This is a genomic window from Nocardia sp. NPDC049220 (assembly GCF_040647855.1).
Taxonomy (GTDB): domain Bacteria; phylum Actinomycetota; class Actinomycetes; order Mycobacteriales; family Mycobacteriaceae; genus Nocardia.
The window spans coordinates 109,789-124,083 of the sequence record NZ_JBEZDA010000002.1; the positions used below are offsets into that span (position 1 = coordinate 109,789).

14 protein-coding genes and 1 riboswitch are annotated in these 14,295 nt (G+C 64.8%); of the genes, 8 read left to right on the forward strand and 6 right to left on the reverse strand.

Going from position 1 to position 14,295, the window contains the following annotated elements; genetic code table 11:
* From AB0C34_RS07875 to AB0C34_RS07885, 3 genes are all read right to left on the reverse strand, one after another.
* On the reverse strand, positions 1 to 405 hold the full coding sequence (locus tag AB0C34_RS07875) for an RNA-binding S4 domain-containing protein (protein WP_357068725.1): 405 nt from the start codon (positions 403 to 405) through the stop codon (positions 1 to 3).
* A 3-nt stretch (positions 406 to 408) separates the two neighbouring features.
* The gene (locus AB0C34_RS07880) at positions 409 to 1,005 is read right to left on the reverse strand and encodes an NlpC/P60 family protein (protein WP_357068727.1); all 597 of its coding nucleotides are present in this window, start codon (positions 1,003 to 1,005) and stop codon (positions 409 to 411) included.
* 77 nt (positions 1,006 to 1,082) lie between these two features.
* Positions 1,083 to 1,240, reverse strand: a riboswitch (cyclic di-AMP (ydaO/yuaA leader).
* A gap of 232 nt (positions 1,241 to 1,472) precedes the next feature.
* A complete protein-coding gene (locus AB0C34_RS07885; protein WP_357068729.1) occupies positions 1,473 to 1,730 on the reverse strand; it encodes a hypothetical protein in 258 nt (85 codons plus the stop codon).
* Positions 1,731 to 1,886: 156 nt separating this feature from the next.
* Here AB0C34_RS07885 and AB0C34_RS07890 point away from each other — a divergent pair, with 156 nt between their 5' ends.
* The 7 genes from AB0C34_RS07890 to AB0C34_RS07920 all read left to right on the forward strand — a co-directional run bounded on the left by AB0C34_RS07890 (position 1,887) and on the right by AB0C34_RS07920 (position 11,438).
* Positions 1,887 to 3,068 carry an ATP-binding protein gene (locus AB0C34_RS07890; protein ID WP_357068731.1) on the forward strand — a complete coding sequence of 394 codons (1,182 nt, stop codon included), beginning with the start codon at positions 1,887 to 1,889 and terminating at the stop codon, positions 3,066 to 3,068.
* A 187-nt stretch (positions 3,069 to 3,255) separates the two neighbouring features.
* A complete protein-coding gene (locus AB0C34_RS07895; protein ID WP_357068733.1) occupies positions 3,256 to 5,211 on the forward strand; it encodes an acyl-CoA dehydrogenase family protein in 1,956 nt (651 codons plus the stop codon).
* Positions 5,212 to 5,628: 417 nt separating this feature from the next.
* Complete coding sequence (locus AB0C34_RS07900) at positions 5,629 to 6,591, forward strand: alpha/beta hydrolase (RefSeq protein ID WP_357068735.1); 963 nt, start codon at positions 5,629 to 5,631, stop codon at positions 6,589 to 6,591.
* A 181-nt stretch (positions 6,592 to 6,772) separates the two neighbouring features.
* Positions 6,773 to 7,060 carry a hypothetical protein gene (locus tag AB0C34_RS07905; RefSeq protein ID WP_357068736.1) on the forward strand — a complete coding sequence of 96 codons (288 nt, stop codon included), beginning with the start codon at positions 6,773 to 6,775 and terminating at the stop codon, positions 7,058 to 7,060.
* A gap of 832 nt (positions 7,061 to 7,892) precedes the next feature.
* Complete coding sequence (locus tag AB0C34_RS07910) at positions 7,893 to 8,723, forward strand: hypothetical protein (protein WP_357068738.1); 831 nt, start codon at positions 7,893 to 7,895, stop codon at positions 8,721 to 8,723.
* A 25-nt stretch (positions 8,724 to 8,748) separates the two neighbouring features.
* Positions 8,749 to 10,689 (forward strand): fumarate reductase/succinate dehydrogenase flavoprotein subunit, encoded by a 1,941-nt coding sequence (locus tag AB0C34_RS07915; protein WP_357068740.1) that lies wholly within the window; start codon positions 8,749 to 8,751, stop codon positions 10,687 to 10,689.
* A 2-nt stretch (positions 10,690 to 10,691) separates the two neighbouring features.
* A complete protein-coding gene (locus AB0C34_RS07920; RefSeq protein ID WP_357068742.1) occupies positions 10,692 to 11,438 on the forward strand; it encodes a succinate dehydrogenase/fumarate reductase iron-sulfur subunit in 747 nt (248 codons plus the stop codon).
* A gap of 48 nt (positions 11,439 to 11,486) precedes the next feature.
* On the opposite strand, the gene AB0C34_RS07925 is transcribed toward AB0C34_RS07920, so the two are convergent.
* Both AB0C34_RS07925 and AB0C34_RS07930 read right to left on the reverse strand, forming a co-directional pair.
* Positions 11,487 to 11,684, reverse strand: coding sequence for a hypothetical protein (locus tag AB0C34_RS07925; RefSeq protein ID WP_357068744.1), 198 nt, complete (start codon positions 11,682 to 11,684; stop codon positions 11,487 to 11,489).
* Between the two features lie 169 nt (positions 11,685 to 11,853).
* Positions 11,854 to 12,141: a DUF397 domain-containing protein gene (locus tag AB0C34_RS07930; protein ID WP_357068746.1), complete on the reverse strand. Its 288-nt coding sequence runs from the start codon at positions 12,139 to 12,141 to the stop codon at positions 11,854 to 11,856.
* 950 nt (positions 12,142 to 13,091) lie between these two features.
* Between AB0C34_RS07930 and AB0C34_RS07935 the strand changes: the two genes are divergently transcribed.
* Complete coding sequence (locus AB0C34_RS07935) at positions 13,092 to 13,298, forward strand: hypothetical protein (RefSeq protein WP_357068748.1); 207 nt, start codon at positions 13,092 to 13,094, stop codon at positions 13,296 to 13,298.
* A 51-nt stretch (positions 13,299 to 13,349) separates the two neighbouring features.
* Here the strand turns inward: AB0C34_RS07935 and AB0C34_RS07940 are convergent, their stop codons facing one another.
* Positions 13,350 to 14,285, reverse strand: coding sequence for a DNA-3-methyladenine glycosylase 2 family protein (locus tag AB0C34_RS07940; protein WP_357070046.1), 936 nt, complete (start codon positions 14,283 to 14,285; stop codon positions 13,350 to 13,352).
* Positions 14,286 to 14,295: the final 10 nt, after the last annotated feature.

A 14,295-nucleotide genomic window follows, 5' to 3' on the forward strand; every position in this document is an offset into this window, starting at 1 on the left:
TCAGGACTCGGCTCGGCCGAGGAGCCGATCGGTCTCGCGACGTTCACGCTTGGTCGGTCGCCCCGATCCCCGATCTCGACGGGGCATGGTCGCCAGGATCTCCCGCGGAGGCGGCGGCGGGCTGCGGTCGATGAAGCACTGCGCTGCGATGGGAGCGCTGACTCGCTTGGTGACAAGGCGTTCCACGATGACGATGCGCTCGAGACCTGTCACCCGGATGCGCACCTCGTCGCCGGGACGCACCGGCTGCGCGGGCTTTGCGGTCGCGCCGTTCACCCGAACATGGCCACCTCGACACGCTTCGGCAGCTGCCGATCTGGTTTTGAACAGGCGCACCGCCCAGGTCCACGAATCGACGCGGGCCTGTGTTGCGATGTGCTGGATGCCGTGTTCGGCGCGGGCCACTCGTTAGACGATACGGCGTGCGGTAACCACCATGTCAGGACGCAACGGGGTGAACGACACCGGCTGACCCGACTGGACCGCATTCAGCAGCTTGCCGTCGCCCGCGTAAATGCCTACGTGACCGCCGCCGTTGGTGACGACGATGTCGCCCGGCTGCAGGTTCTGGAACGCGACCGGAGCACCGACATGTGACTGCTCGAAGCTGGTGCGAGGCAGTTGGACTCCCGCCTGGCGGAAGGCCCACTGAACGAGGCCGGAGCAGTCGAAGGACTGAGGGCCCGCGGCACCCCACGAGTACTGGGCGCCGACCTTGGTCCTGGCGGCGTCGAGGGCGATGTCGCCCGGGGTGTTCGGCTGCGCGAACAGACCAGGCAGCAACGGCGCCAACCCGGGAGGCTGGGGAGCCGCCTGCGGCGCCGAGGGGGCGGGGGCGGACGGAACGGCCGCGAGCGCCTGCTGGATCTGCTGGCTGAGTTGCTGGGCCGGCTGCTCATACTCCTGGGGGAGCGGAACGTCGATGTTGCCGACACCGGGAACGTTGATAGTCGCGGCCATGGCTGGGATCGCCGGCATCGCGCCAGTCGCGGCAACCGCTCCCATGACTATGGCACCTTTGACGGAATTCGGAACCCGAGAATCCCGCTGCAAGCTGTGTTTACCCACCGGCTACGTCTCCGATCTTGCTGCTCTCCCGCCGACCGGGTCAACTGACGAGTTCGGGCCGGGAGGACGGCCCTACCTTGCGACCGAATTCGGCCGCGCGGATTCACCCCAGACAAACCTGTGGTCCCCCGGTACGACAGCCGAAACCGGTTGGTTCCGACGGCCGTTGAGGCGGTACCCAGTGGCGCCGTTTCTCTTACGAAGCGACTGACTCCACTAAGTCACGAAGAGATTACGACGCCGACGCAATGTTGTCCAGCGCACAGCGTGGATACTTCCCTTTTCCTGCCGAAATCCCTGCATGGGCGGCCGAAAACTGAAACTTGCGATCGGTCACGACGCGATCTCGGCCGACCGCGCTCGGTCACCACTGGACAACGTTCGCCCGAATCGCGGCGGGCCGATCAGGATTCGCCGGCGCGCAGGGCGCGCTCGAGTTCGTCGATTCGGCGCCGAGCGTCGGCGAGTTCCACCTCGAGCCTGCCGAATGCCATGACCAGCGGACCAACCGCAAGGTCCGCGACCAACTGGGGGTCGTCGAGGCCGCGTCCGATCGCGACGAGGATGTTGGACCTGATGCGCTGCGCCACCGCGGCGCCCGCGGGAACGTTCCACGACTCGACCACCTCGGCGGTGGATTCGGGGATGGGCTCGTCGGACATGCCTCTCCGTTCTCGCACGGAATGCCGCGCAACCGTTCTGGCGAACCGCCGCCAGCGTAGTGCGAGCAATAGTGCAATACCGAACGCTAAGCCTCTCTAGGACACGCCGTAGATGAGCGCAGATTATCCGGACCAAACGCGCTACGGTGTCTGGGCATGGACCCCGTGCGGAATCCGTATGCCCCCGGAGCGGGACAGCGCCCACCCGAACTCGCCGGACGCGACAAACAACTCACCGCCTTCGACATCGTGCTCGAACGCATCGCGCGCGGCCGTCCGGAACGCAGTGTCATGCTCACCGGTCTGCGCGGTGTCGGAAAGACGGTACTGCTGAATCAGCTTCGCTCAGCGGCGGTATCCCGCGGCTGGGGTACCGGCAAGATCGAGGCGCGGCCGGACCAGGAACTGCGCCGCCCACTGTCCTCGGCGCTGCACATGGCCGTCCGCGCGATCGCCACGACGCACCCCAATCCGGAGCGGGTCGACGACTTCCTCGGCATTTTGAAGGCTTTCGCGTTGCGGGTCACCGCTGACAAGGGCATGCGAGAACGCTGGCAGCCAGGAATCGACGTACCCGCGGTCACCGGTCGGGCCGATTCCGGCGACATCGAGATCGATCTGGTGGAGTTGCTGATGGAGGCGGCCGCGCTGGCCAGCGACATCGGCGTCGGGATCGCGATCTTCATCGATGAGATGCAAGATCTCGGCGCTGCCGACATCTCCGCGATCTGCGGCGCGTGCCACGAACTGAGCCAGGACACTTCGCCGCTGATCGTGGTCGGCGCCGGCCTTCCGCATCTGCCCGCCGTGCTGTCCGCCTCGAAGAGTTACTCAGAGCGACTATTCAGCTATCACCGAATAGACCGATTGGACCGGGAGTCCGCAGACCAGGCCCTGATCGCTCCCGCCCAGCGCGAAGACGTGAAGTTCGCCGACGAGGCTCTCGATGCACTATACGACAGGGCCGATGGGTACCCGTATTTTGTACAGGCCTACGGCAAGGCCGTGTGGGACCAGGCACCGGAGAGTCCGATCACCGCCGAGGATGTCGAGGTGGCCTCGCCAACCGCGGAGGAAGAGTTGGCGGTCGGCTTCTTCGGGTCTCGCTACGAGCGAGCAACGCCTGCGGAGCGGGAGTATATGCGTGCCATGGCCGACCTGTCCGGCGACGACGGCCCGGTGGCGACCGCCGCCGTGGCCAACGAACTCGGCCGCAAGCCGGCCTCGCTGTCGCCTGCGCGCGACGGACTGATCAAGAAGGGCCTCATCTACTCGGCCGAGCGCGGGACGATCGGCTTCACCGTGCCACACTTCGGTCGCTACCTGCGCTCGGTCTGATGCGGTCGCGAGGCCGTGGTGTTCTCCCATTGACGGATGGACGACGGCGTCTGACGGTCGCCGCATATCCACCTCTCTTACAAGATCGGTAGAGATTCATAGATTTATCTCGACCGCGAGATCTACCGGCGGGTAACAAACCCTCCTACACTCGAATGTGATCCCGATCACGTCCGAGGAGGACATCATGGCGACTACCGCGAAAGTCGACGCCACCGAAGAACAGGCCCGCGCACTGGTCGAGGAGTCCCGTGAAACCAGCTGGGCCAAACCATCATTCGCCAAAGAGATGTTTCTGGGGCGATTCCAGCTCGATCTGATCCATCCTTACCCGCAGCCCAGCCCCGAAGACGCAGCGCGCACCGAGGCGTACCTGGCGCGACTGCGGTCGTACTGCGAGACGATCGACGGAGCGGTGATCGAATCCGAAGGCCGGATTCCGGACGAGTATGTGCGAGGCCTTGCCGAACTCGGCTGCTTCGGCTTGAAGATTCCGGAAGAATATGGTGGCCAGGGCCTTTCCCAGTTCGGCTACAACCGGGCACTGATGCTGATCGGCTCAGCGCACCCGAGTCTCGGCGTCCTGCTCTCGGCGCACCAGTCCATCGGAGTACCCGAACCACTCAAGCTGGCCGGCACCCCCGAGCAGAAGGCCGAGTTCCTACCCCGCTGCGCGGCGGGCGCGATCAGCGCCTTCCTGCTCACCGAGCCCGACGTCGGTTCTGATCCGGCCCGGATGGCCAGCACCGCGACGCCGATCGAAGACGGCGAGTTCTACGAACTCAACGGTGTCAAACTGTGGACGACCAACGGTGTCGTCGCCGAACTGCTCGTGGTGATGGCGCGCGTACCGAAGAGCGAGGGACATCGAGGCGGCATTTCGGCCTTCGTGGTCGAAGCCGATTCACCGGGTATCACCGTGGAGCGGCGCAACGCTTTCATGGGGCTGCGCGGCATCGAGAACGGTCTCACCCGGATGTACAACGTCCGTGTTCCCAAGCGCAATCTGGTCGGCCGCGAGGGCGACGGCCTCAAGATCGCGCTCACCACGCTGAACGCCGGCAGGCTCGCGATTCCCGCGCTGTGTACCGCGGCCTCGAAGTGGTCGCTGAAGATCGCTCGGGAGTGGAGCGCGCAGCGGGTGCAATGGGGAAGGCCGGTCGGCGAGCACGCCGCCGTCGGCGAGAAGATCTCGTTCATCGCGGCCACCACCTTCGCCTTGGAGGCGACGCTGGACCTGTCGGCGGCGATGTGCGACGAGGCGCGCAACGACATCCGGATCGAAGCGGCGCTTGCCAAACTGTGGGCAAGCGAGATGAGCTGCCGGATCGCCGATGAACTCGTGCAGATTCGCGGCGGTCGCGGATACGAGACGGCGGCCTCGCTCGCCGCCCGTGGCGAGCGCGCCGTCAGCGCCGAGCAATTGCTGCGGGACCTGCGGATCAACCGCATCTTCGAAGGATCGAGCGAGATCATGCGGTTGCTGATCGCCCGGGAGATGGCCGACGCGCACATGGCGGCCGCGGGCGCGCTGGTCGACCGCAATGCCGAGTTCAAGGACAAGGCGAAGGCGGCGGTCGGTGCGACCGGTTTCTACGCCAAATGGTTCCCACAGCTGGCCGTCGGGGCGGGCACGGTACCGGCCGCATATGCCGAATTCGGAACGCTGGCGCGTCATCTGCGGTTTGTCGAGCGCAGTTCACGCAAGCAAGCCAGGTCGCTGATGTACGCGATGGGCCGCTGGCAGGCGGGACTCGAGTACCGGCAGAACTTCCTCGGCCGGGTCGTCGACATCGGCGCCGAACTGTTCGCCATGTCGGCGGCCTGCGTGCGCGCGCAGGCGTTGCGCAGCGCGGGCGCGCCGGAGGCCAAGGCCGCCGAGGAACTGGCCGACAGCTTCTGCAGGCAGTCCCGGGTACGGGTACGCACCCTGTTCGACGCGCTGTGGGACAACACCGACGATGACGACCGCACCCTCACCCGCGGCGTGCTCGACGGCCGCTACCAATGGCTGGAGCAGGGTGTGCTCGATCCGAGCGAGGGAACCGGGCCGTGGATCGCCGAGTGGCAGGTCGGCCCGTCCGCCGAAGCGAACCTGCTGCGCCCATTCCTGCCGTCCACCCGCAGCCACGCGGACGCTTAGCGACGGCGGTCAGGAAGTTCGTCACGTTCGGGAGCGCGGCACCCGAACGTGACGAACTGAGGGCGTGTCGCTCTCTATTCGGATGTATCGGAGTATCCGTAGAAAGGCACAGATTCTGTCGACATATCGGCGATAAGGCACCAATCTCCTGGGCAACAGGATCTGAATCCGCCGACGTGAACGATGGACAATTCCCACTTTCTAACGATAGAGTAACGTTACTAACGATACAGTAACTGGCCTTGCGTTTTCCGGATAAGTCCGGTACGAACAATGGCCCCACGCTGTCGATGACCGGCGTCGGTTGGACAACGTGTCCATAACAGCAGGTATACGCCGTTAACGACACGGAAATCCAGATCGACAACTGGGCAAGAAGCTCCGAAGGTCAGGGAGCCTCGCCCACAGGAGAGTGTCATGCGCACGACGATCGCCCGCCACGCCGCCGATTACGGCGGCCACCGTGTCACCGTGTCGGCCGAAGACGGCGTGCCCCTCTCGGTCCGCATCTTCGGCGCCGACGACGCCCCCGCGACAGTCGTCTTCGTCCACGGCCATTGCTTGCGCACCGAATCCTGGTTCTTCCTGCGCGACCAGTTGCTCCAGCACTTGGGCAGCGGCGTCAGGATGGTGTTCTACGACCACCGGGGCCACGGCACATCTGGCGTGGCGCACCCTTCGACGTACACCATCGACCAGCTCGGACACGACCTGAATGCCGTGCTGCGGACAGTCGCGCCAACCGGTCCGGTGATCCTGGTCGGACACTCGATGGGCGCGATGGTCCTACTCTCCTACGCCCGACTGTTCCCAGAGGCGATCGGCACGCGCGTGGTCGGTGTCGGACTGCTCGCGGGAGCGGCCAATGGCCTCACCGAGGCCGGTCTCGGCCGTCTACTGAACCAGCGCGCGGTGCGCTCACTGCAGGTCGCCGTCACCCGCGCGCCACGCATGATGCAGGCGTCCAAACGGATGACGCGACGGTTCTTCGAACCACTCATCCGTGAAGCCAACTTCGGCACGAGGAAGACGAATCCTCGGATGGTCGCGGTCGCCACCGCGATGCTGAACGACACCCCACTGCTGACGATGTCCAGCTTCCTACACTCGTTGATCACCTTCGACGAGTCGGCGACACTGCATCGCCTCGGCGCGATTCCCGCACTGGTACTGGCCGGCACCGCGGACATCGTCGTTCCGTTCACACATTCCATCGTGCTGGCCTCCCAGCTGGCAGGTTCACAACTGGTACGCCTGGAAGGAGCCGGGCACAGCGTGATCCTCGAACGGGCCGAAGAGGTCGCGTTGTCCATCGTCGCGCTCGTCGAGCGTGCCGTCGGCGCGGCGAGCCAGGGGACCGAGTTCGCCGTCGCGGGCTGATCGCGGATAACCGGGGTATCAGCGGATCCGACATCCGACGCGCCAGAATCGAATTCTTTCTGTACTGTGTTGTAGATCACGTTGTGTGGTGGGTCACACAGCTTGGTGTAGTGCGGCCACAGGCAGGCAATCACGCACCGACCCGAGTTGTGCTGCCCATCAAAGTACAGAGGAGGCATCGATGACACGCAGCGAATTCGCGGAACTCCGCTACACGGTCGGCCAGCTCCGGCAATCCATCGGCGCGCTGCGCGCTCATTACGGCGACGCCAACACCGTGCGCCGGCTGGAGAACGATCTCGAACGGCTCGTCATCGATGCTGACGAACTCGAGCAGTCACCGCCCCCGGCGATACCACGTCAGGCACAGGACACGATCTACGTTCCAGACAGCAAATCCGACGAGGCCGCCTGGATGGGCGCCCAGGACGAGGGGCTCGGCTTCCACTCCCGTCCCCGAACCAAGTAGGACGAAACGCGGGACCTCGCGGCCCCTTGATCGGATCGAGCCCGCGAGGTGTCTCGTCAGTACCCGCCACACCGGAGCATGCACAGCACCAGACACAGCGCGATCCCCGCGATCCCTGGTAACACCGCGCACGACGTGTCGCTCGGTTCCGCATCGATCCGGGTTGGCGCCGTTCGCGAGCCAGCCTTGAATACGACAGCGCCGAACGGCATTCAGTCCAAACTGCCGCCCGCCGCGACAACCGGCAGACCGCCGAAGGCGGGACCGTCTACTACGCCACAGCATCCGACATCTACCCACCCGCCCCGCTTCACAACACCCACCCACCGCGCGATCGCTCGAGCGTAGTGACATGGCGGTCGCCCATGCCGTCAGTCCGCGGCCGTAGGACTGCGCTCAGCTAAGGCATGCTCGACGGGAGCTCCGGGACCAGGTGGGGTGGTGCGGGCGGGGGAGCAGGCGGCAGCGCGGCCCCAGGCGTCGATGCGGCGCCTCCCCCGCGCATATATCCCCAGGAGAGATAGCCACACATTTGTTGCCCATGTGCGACGGTCACCGACGCGAAAAATCGACCGCGAGTTTCCTTGGCCGCACCCAAACGTCGAACACATTCTGCTCTAGTCGAGTTCGACGTGTTTGCGGTTGGTTCACCGACCTCCGACAGTCGAGCCATCCAGCCTCGATGTGGCGTAAATCACGGGCAATCAGGCAGGTTGGGATTGCCGGGACCCCGCTCACTCCATAGCCGGGGTGTCGTATGGTGCTCAGCATCACATTCGACTGCGGAGGTAACGATGACCACCCGCACAGCAGATCAGCGAGGCATCCACCTGTGAGTGCCGCACCGACCGCCGCCCCGGAGACGGGCACCGGCGTATTCAACAGAACACGGGCCCGAATCGCGCAGCGCACTCTGCGCACCGACCGGTGGTGGATTCCGCCACTCTTCACAGTGCTCGGGCTAGCCGCGTTCGTTATCTACGCGACGACCAGATCCTATGTGCGCACGGCATATTGGGTAGCGGATTACCATTACCTGACGCCGTTCTACTCACCGTGTCTGAGCACCTCGTGCGTCGAGGGTTCGTCCCATTTCGGCACGCCGTTCGGTGAGCTCCCCGCAATTCTGCCGCTCGGCTTCGTCGTACTGCCCTTCCTGCTCGGCTTCCGGTTGACCTGCTACTACTACCGCAAGGCCTACTACCGGTCGGTGTGGTTCTCTCCGCCAGCGTGCGCCGTAGCCGAACCACATGCCAAATACACCGGCGAGACCAGACTTCCGCTGATCATCCAGAACGCGCACCGTTACTTCTTCTATGTAGCCCTGTTGGTTTCGGTGATCAACACCTACGACTCGATCGTCGCGTTCCACGGCAAAACCGGCGGCTTCGGTTTCGGCCTCGGCAATATCGTGCTGCTGGTCAACGTGATCCTGCTGTGGGCCTACACACTGTCGTGCCACTCGTGCCGGCATATCGCGGGTGGACGGCTCAAGCACTTCTCCGCGCATCCGGTGCGCTATTGGTTTTGGACTCAGGTCTCCACGCTGAACACTCGGCACATGGCGCTGGCCTGGACCACCCTCGGCACGCTTGTGCTGACCGACTTCTACGTCATGTTGGTTGCCAGCAAGACGATTTCGGACCTGCGGTTCATCAACTGACCGCCTCATCGAGGAGTTTCTCTGCATGGCAGAAGTGGAACGGCACAACTACGACGTCGTGGTGATCGGCGCGGGCGGCGCCGGATTGCGGGCGGTGATCGAGGCCAGGGAGCATGGACTGTCCGTCGCCGTGGTGTGCAAGTCGCTTTTCGGCAAAGCGCACACTGTGATGGCCGAGGGCGGCTGCGCCGCGTCCATGGGCAACGCCAACGAAAAGGACAACTGGCAAACCCATTTCAAGGACACGATGCGCGGTGGCAAGTTCCTGAATAACTGGCGCATGGCCGAATTGCATGCTCAGGAGGCGCCCGACCGGGTGTGGGAGCTGGAAACCTATGGAGCGCTGTTCGATCGGACTCCGGACGGTCGCATCAGTCAGCGCAACTTCGGCGGTCACACCTACCCGCGGCTCGCGCACGTCGGTGACCGCACCGGCCTGGAAATCATCCGCACCATGCAGCAGAAGATCGTCTCGCTGCAGCAAGAGGACTTCGCGGAGACCGGCGACTACGAGACGCGCATCAAAGTCTTCTCCGAATGCACGATCACCGAACTGCTCAAGGACGGTGACCGGATTTCCGGCGCGTTCGGATACTGGCGGGAATCCGGCCGCTTCATTCTGTTCGAGACGCCCGCGGTGGTGTTGGCGACCGGCGGCATCGGCAAGTCGTACAAGGTGACCTCGAACTCCTGGGAGTACACCGGCGATGGGCACGCCCTCGCGCTTCGTTCGGGCGCGACGCTGATCAATATGGAATTTTTGCAGTTCCACCCGACCGGAATGGTCTGGCCGCCCAGCGTGAAGGGCATCCTGGTCACCGAGGGGGTACGCGGCGACGGCGGCGTGCTGGTGAACACCGAGGGCAAGCGGTTCATGTTCGAATACATTCCGCCGGTCTTCAAGGGACAGTATGCCGAGACCGTGGAAGAGGCCGACCAATGGCTGCGCGACAATGATTCAGCGCGCCGTACGCCGGACCTGCTGCCAAGGGACGAGGTCGCCCGGGCGATCAACGAAGAGGTCAAAGCAGGTCGAGGAACCGAGCACGGCGGTGTCTACCTCGACATCGCCTCCCGAATGCCGGCCGAGGAGATCATTCGGCGGCTGCCTTCGATGCACCACCAGTTCAAAGAGCTCGCTGATGTGGATATCACAAAGGAGCCCATGGAAGTCGGCCCGACCTGCCACTACGTGATGGGCGGGGTCGAGGTCGATCCGGATACCGGCGCCGCCACCGTCCCCGGTCTGTTCGCCGCTGGTGAGTGTTCCGGCGGGATGCACGGATCGAACCGGCTCGGCGGCAATTCCCTCTCGGACCTGTTGGTATTCGGCCGTCGGGCCGGACTCGGCGCCTCCGCCTATGTCGAGGGTCTCACCGAGCGTCCGTCGGTCTCCGAGAACGACATCACGAAAGCCGCGAAAGCCGCCTTGGCGCCGTTCGATCCACCCACCGAAGGCGGCGGCGAAAATCCCTACACTTTGCACACCGATCTGCAGCAGTCGATGAACGACCTGGTCGGCATCATCCGCAAAGAAGACGAGGTGCGCGCGGCAGTCGACAAACTGGCCGAGCTGCGCGCCCGATTCCGGCAGGTCACCGTGGAGGGACACCGCCAGTTCAACCCGGGCTGGCATCTCGCGCTCGACCTGCAGAACATGCTGCTGGTCAGCGAGTGCGTCGCGCAGGCCGCGTTGCAGCGCACCGAAAGTCGCGGCGGGCACACCCGCGACGACTATCCGTCGATGAATCCCGACTGGCGCAACAAACTGCTGGTCTGCGCGGTGCGGTCGGAGACAGCCGACGACCCGATTCCCACCGTCACAGTGACACCGAAAGATCAAGTCCCGATGCGTCCGGAGCTGCTCGGCCTCTTCGATCTCGGCGAACTCGAAAAGTACTACACCCCGGCCGAACTCGCGGGGCACCCGACCGCGAGCACGACTTCGACGGAGCGAGAGGCGTAGCGATGGGATACGACGCCAAATTCCGAGTGTGGCGCGGCGACCTCGAGGGCGGTGCACTGCAGGACTTCACCGTGCTGGTGAACGAGGGTGAGGTGGTGCTCGACATCATCCACCGCCTGCAGGCAACCCAGGCGCCCGACCTCGCGGTGCGCTGGAACTGCAAGGCGGGCAAGTGCGGTTCCTGTTCGGCCGAGGTGAACGGGCGCCCTGGCCTGCTGTGCATGACGCGCATGTCCACCTTCACCCAGGACGAGGTGATCACGGTGACACCGATGCGCACATTCCCGGTGGTCAAGGACCTGGTGACCGACGTGTCCTATAACTATGAGAAGGCGAGAGAGATACCGTCGTTCACCCCGCCGGACGATCTGAAACCCGGCGAGTACCGAATGCAGCAGGTAGACGTGGCGCGCTCGCAGGAGTTTCGCAAGTGCATCGAATGCTTCCTGTGCCAGAACACCTGCCATGTGGTGCGTGACCACGAGGAGAACAAGCAGTCGTTCGCGGGGCCGCGGTTCCTGATGCGGATCGCGGAGTTGGAGATGCATCCGCTGGATGTCGCCGACCGCACCGATCTAGCGCAGGACGAGCAGGGGCTCGGGTTCTGCAACATCACCAAGTGCTGCACCGAGGTCTGCCCGGAACACATCAAGATCACCGACAACGCATTGATCCCACTCAAGGAACGGGTGGCCGACCGGAAATACGATCCACTGGTCTGGCTGGGCAATAAGCTGTTTCGCCGCTAGCGCTGCAAGGCGACCGGCCGGGGGCACGCCCGGCCGGTCGGTGCACCGTTAGAGCATCGCCACCACGCCGATGGCGACGATCCATACGAGCAGGCCGACGAACAACGCCGACAGCACAGAGCTGGTGAGAATGAAGACACCGATCGCCGACACCGCGAACAGCAGTGCGACGATCAGCCATTCCACCCAATCGCCGGGCCACAGCTTCTTGTACCCGGGATGGGAGCTCTTGAGCCCACGGTCCACACAATGTCGTTTACCCGCGACAGGCCGTGACAAACATGATTCTGTTGCTGAATCTGTGTCGTTTCGTGATCTTCGCGCAGATTCGATCACATCAGTCATCGAACGGGAACGTTCGCTCCCTCGCGCCGTCTCGCGGCAGATCGTCGCTCGCTGCCGGGCGGCACCCGGCCTATTTCGGCCGGTCGAACTCACCGTCGTGGACGCCCGCGGTGAAGGCGGCCCACTCCGCCGGCGTGAAGACCAGCACCGGTCCGTCGGGATCCTTGCCATTGCGAAGGCCGACGTGCCCGTCGGCCAGCAACGCAACCTCCACACTCTCACCCGCGCTTTCGCCCGAACTCCGCCAAATGGCGTTCGTCAGATCGACGTTCGTGTTGCCTTCGATGCTCACGACATGGACTCCTTTGCTCTCTGCGTCGTCTTTCAGCACTGCGCCCCAACCGGATCGAAACTTCATGCCGCGTACGCTCTCGGCCCCGTCGGAGCAGACCTCTACTCGACCGAATATCCAGCGCGCAGCGCTGCCGGCACTCGTGCGCCCGATCGTACCGCCGTGCCTCGGCGTGACTTTCCAGGTAGCGAACTTGGGTGAAACCCGGTGCCACCACACCGACGGTGGCGGACGATGTTTTCTCGGTGCCGCAACAGGACACGGCTGAGCCCGGCTCCGAGGGCGTCCCCTGCTCCGGTGCGCCGATCCCTGGAGGTATCTGCCGAGTTGCCAGCGGAGTAGAATTGAGCGGGCCATATGGGAAATGGCTGGCCTGTCGGATGATCCGGGTGTTTCCCGGATGTCGCTGACGTTCGTGCCGGCCGTGGTGACACAGTACGCTCCGTTCTGTGCTCCTATTGCTCGTCCACGGGCGATCGGAGGTGACCTTCCAGCTCGCTTCCGCGCGCTTCGCGTGACAGAGACCCATTCGGCCCGGTCTCTGCAGAATCATCCTCTACCAGCTGGTTTTCGTGTTGGGAAATGCGCAAGAACTGGGGATGGCTAGGACGGGCACTGTCTGTCCTAGAGCTGACGGCGTGTCGGCGATATGCCCGGAGACTTTCCAGTCGAATCGCCGCTTCGCTACGAATCCCTCTGGCATTTGCAAGGAGTCGCAGGGAGAAACGGGGAGTCATGACAGCACACGTCCACATGTCGTCGAGGACCGGCGATCTCATCCTGCCGCGGACGCGTAGCATCGGCCGGGACAGTTGGATGGTGTCATACCGGCCCGGTCGCACCGTGACTCGCGCCAAGGCTCTGACGGCGCCGCCGGCCGCTGAAATCGCACCCGCCCTGCCGGATTCGGTCGGCACGGGTCCGTTAGCGGCCATCGCCGCGCGCCAGTCGACGTGGGGTCCTGCACCGCTTCGGCAGCGCGGGATCGGCGCCACGCACAGAGTTGGAACCGCCTGATGTCATGGACGAAGCGGTACCCGCCCGTGGTCGCGCTGCTCGCCTGCGAAGTCGACCCCGGTATCCTGACCGTCGAACAGGCGCACGCCGCAATGCAATTACACATCGACTGCACCGTGGATCGGTGCCAGGTGCGCCGCCGTGCGCGCACGACACTGGTCCAGGCGGGTAAGTGTGTGCTCGACGCACGTGCACTGCCCTGCTGACGAGGTGGAAAGCTTCGTGGCCGACGATCGAACCCGGTACCTGCGGCTCTCTCAGTGCCAGGTGTGATCCGTGAGCGGCGTACGCGGGCCGAACTTCGGCCGGTGGAAGTGCCCGCTGATCTCGAGCAGCCGAATCGCCCGGTAACGGTGTGGGCGTAGCGGTTCGAGATAGTCGATCATCGCATCGTCGTCGAGCGGGTGACCCAACAGGGTCCAGCCGACGGTCGCAGCAAGGTGATAGTCGCCGACCGACAACGCGTCCGAGTCACCGAATGCGCGCTGCGCGATCTCCGCGGCAGTCCACCCGCCGATACCGGAGATGGTCCGCAGCATCCGCGCAGCCTCGGCCGGACCGACTTGTGCCGCCCGCTCCAGCGAACCCGCCACCCGGGCCGCACTCACGATGGTCTGCGCGCGCTGCGGGCCAACATTGGCGCGGTGGTAGGTCCAGGACGGAATCCGGCGCCAGGTGTCGGCATCCGGTGGCAGCCGCATGCCCTCCGGCGCTGGGCCGGGCGCGGGCTCACCGAACCGCCGCACCAGGGTGCGCCACGAGGCATGAGCCGAGACGGTGTGCACCTTCTGTTCGAGTACGGCAGGCACCAGCGCCTCGAAGACCAGACCTGTGCGCAGCATGCGCAGACCAGGAAAACGGCGGTGCGCGTCGAGGAGCTTCGGGTGCTCGGGAGCGAACGCGGAGACGTCCTCGTCCAGGCACAGCATGTGCTCCAAGCGGTCGAGGAATTCCGCCGCACCGGGACCCCAGGCGCGGGCCTCGACCGCGCATGGACCGGATTGAGCCAGTCGGTAGGTAACCGGGCCGGTCGGCAGTCGGGAGGCGTGCCACCGCGCGCCGTCGCTGGTGACCCGGTGGCACGGATCGCCGGCGCCGCGACCGAGCGGGGCGATCGTGTACGCCAGATCGATCGGCCGATCCGCCGTCACGATCCTGGCCGAACCGGTTCGGCCCGCTCCCGGCTCCGCCATCGCATTACGC

What these genes read in the sequence shown, in the direction of transcription:
- AB0C34_RS07880 (WP_357068727.1), bottom strand. Translation starts at nt 1,005, where the DNA reads ATGGGAGCGGTTGCCGCGACTGGCGCGATGCCGGCGATCCCAGCCATG.
- AB0C34_RS07885 (WP_357068729.1), bottom strand. Translation starts at nt 1,730, where the DNA reads ATGTCCGACGAGCCCATCCCCGAATCCACCGCCGAGGTGGTCGAGTCG.
- AB0C34_RS07890 (WP_357068731.1), top strand. Translation starts at nt 1,887, where the DNA reads ATGGACCCCGTGCGGAATCCGTATGCCCCCGGAGCGGGACAGCGCCCA.
- AB0C34_RS07895 (WP_357068733.1), top strand. Translation starts at nt 3,256, where the DNA reads ATGGCGACTACCGCGAAAGTCGACGCCACCGAAGAACAGGCCCGCGCA.
- AB0C34_RS07900 (WP_357068735.1), top strand. Translation starts at nt 5,629, where the DNA reads ATGCGCACGACGATCGCCCGCCACGCCGCCGATTACGGCGGCCACCGT.
- AB0C34_RS07905 (WP_357068736.1), top strand. Translation starts at nt 6,773, where the DNA reads ATGACACGCAGCGAATTCGCGGAACTCCGCTACACGGTCGGCCAGCTC.
- AB0C34_RS07915 (WP_357068740.1), top strand. Translation starts at nt 8,749, where the DNA reads ATGGCAGAAGTGGAACGGCACAACTACGACGTCGTGGTGATCGGCGCG.
- AB0C34_RS07920 (WP_357068742.1), top strand. Translation starts at nt 10,692, where the DNA reads ATGGGATACGACGCCAAATTCCGAGTGTGGCGCGGCGACCTCGAGGGC.
- AB0C34_RS07930 (WP_357068746.1), bottom strand. Translation starts at nt 12,141, where the DNA reads ATGAAGTTTCGATCCGGTTGGGGCGCAGTGCTGAAAGACGACGCAGAG.
- AB0C34_RS07935 (WP_357068748.1), top strand. Translation starts at nt 13,092, where the DNA reads ATGTCATGGACGAAGCGGTACCCGCCCGTGGTCGCGCTGCTCGCCTGC.
- AB0C34_RS07940 (WP_357070046.1), bottom strand. Translation starts at nt 14,285, where the DNA reads ATGGCGGAGCCGGGAGCGGGCCGAACCGGTTCGGCCAGGATCGTGACG.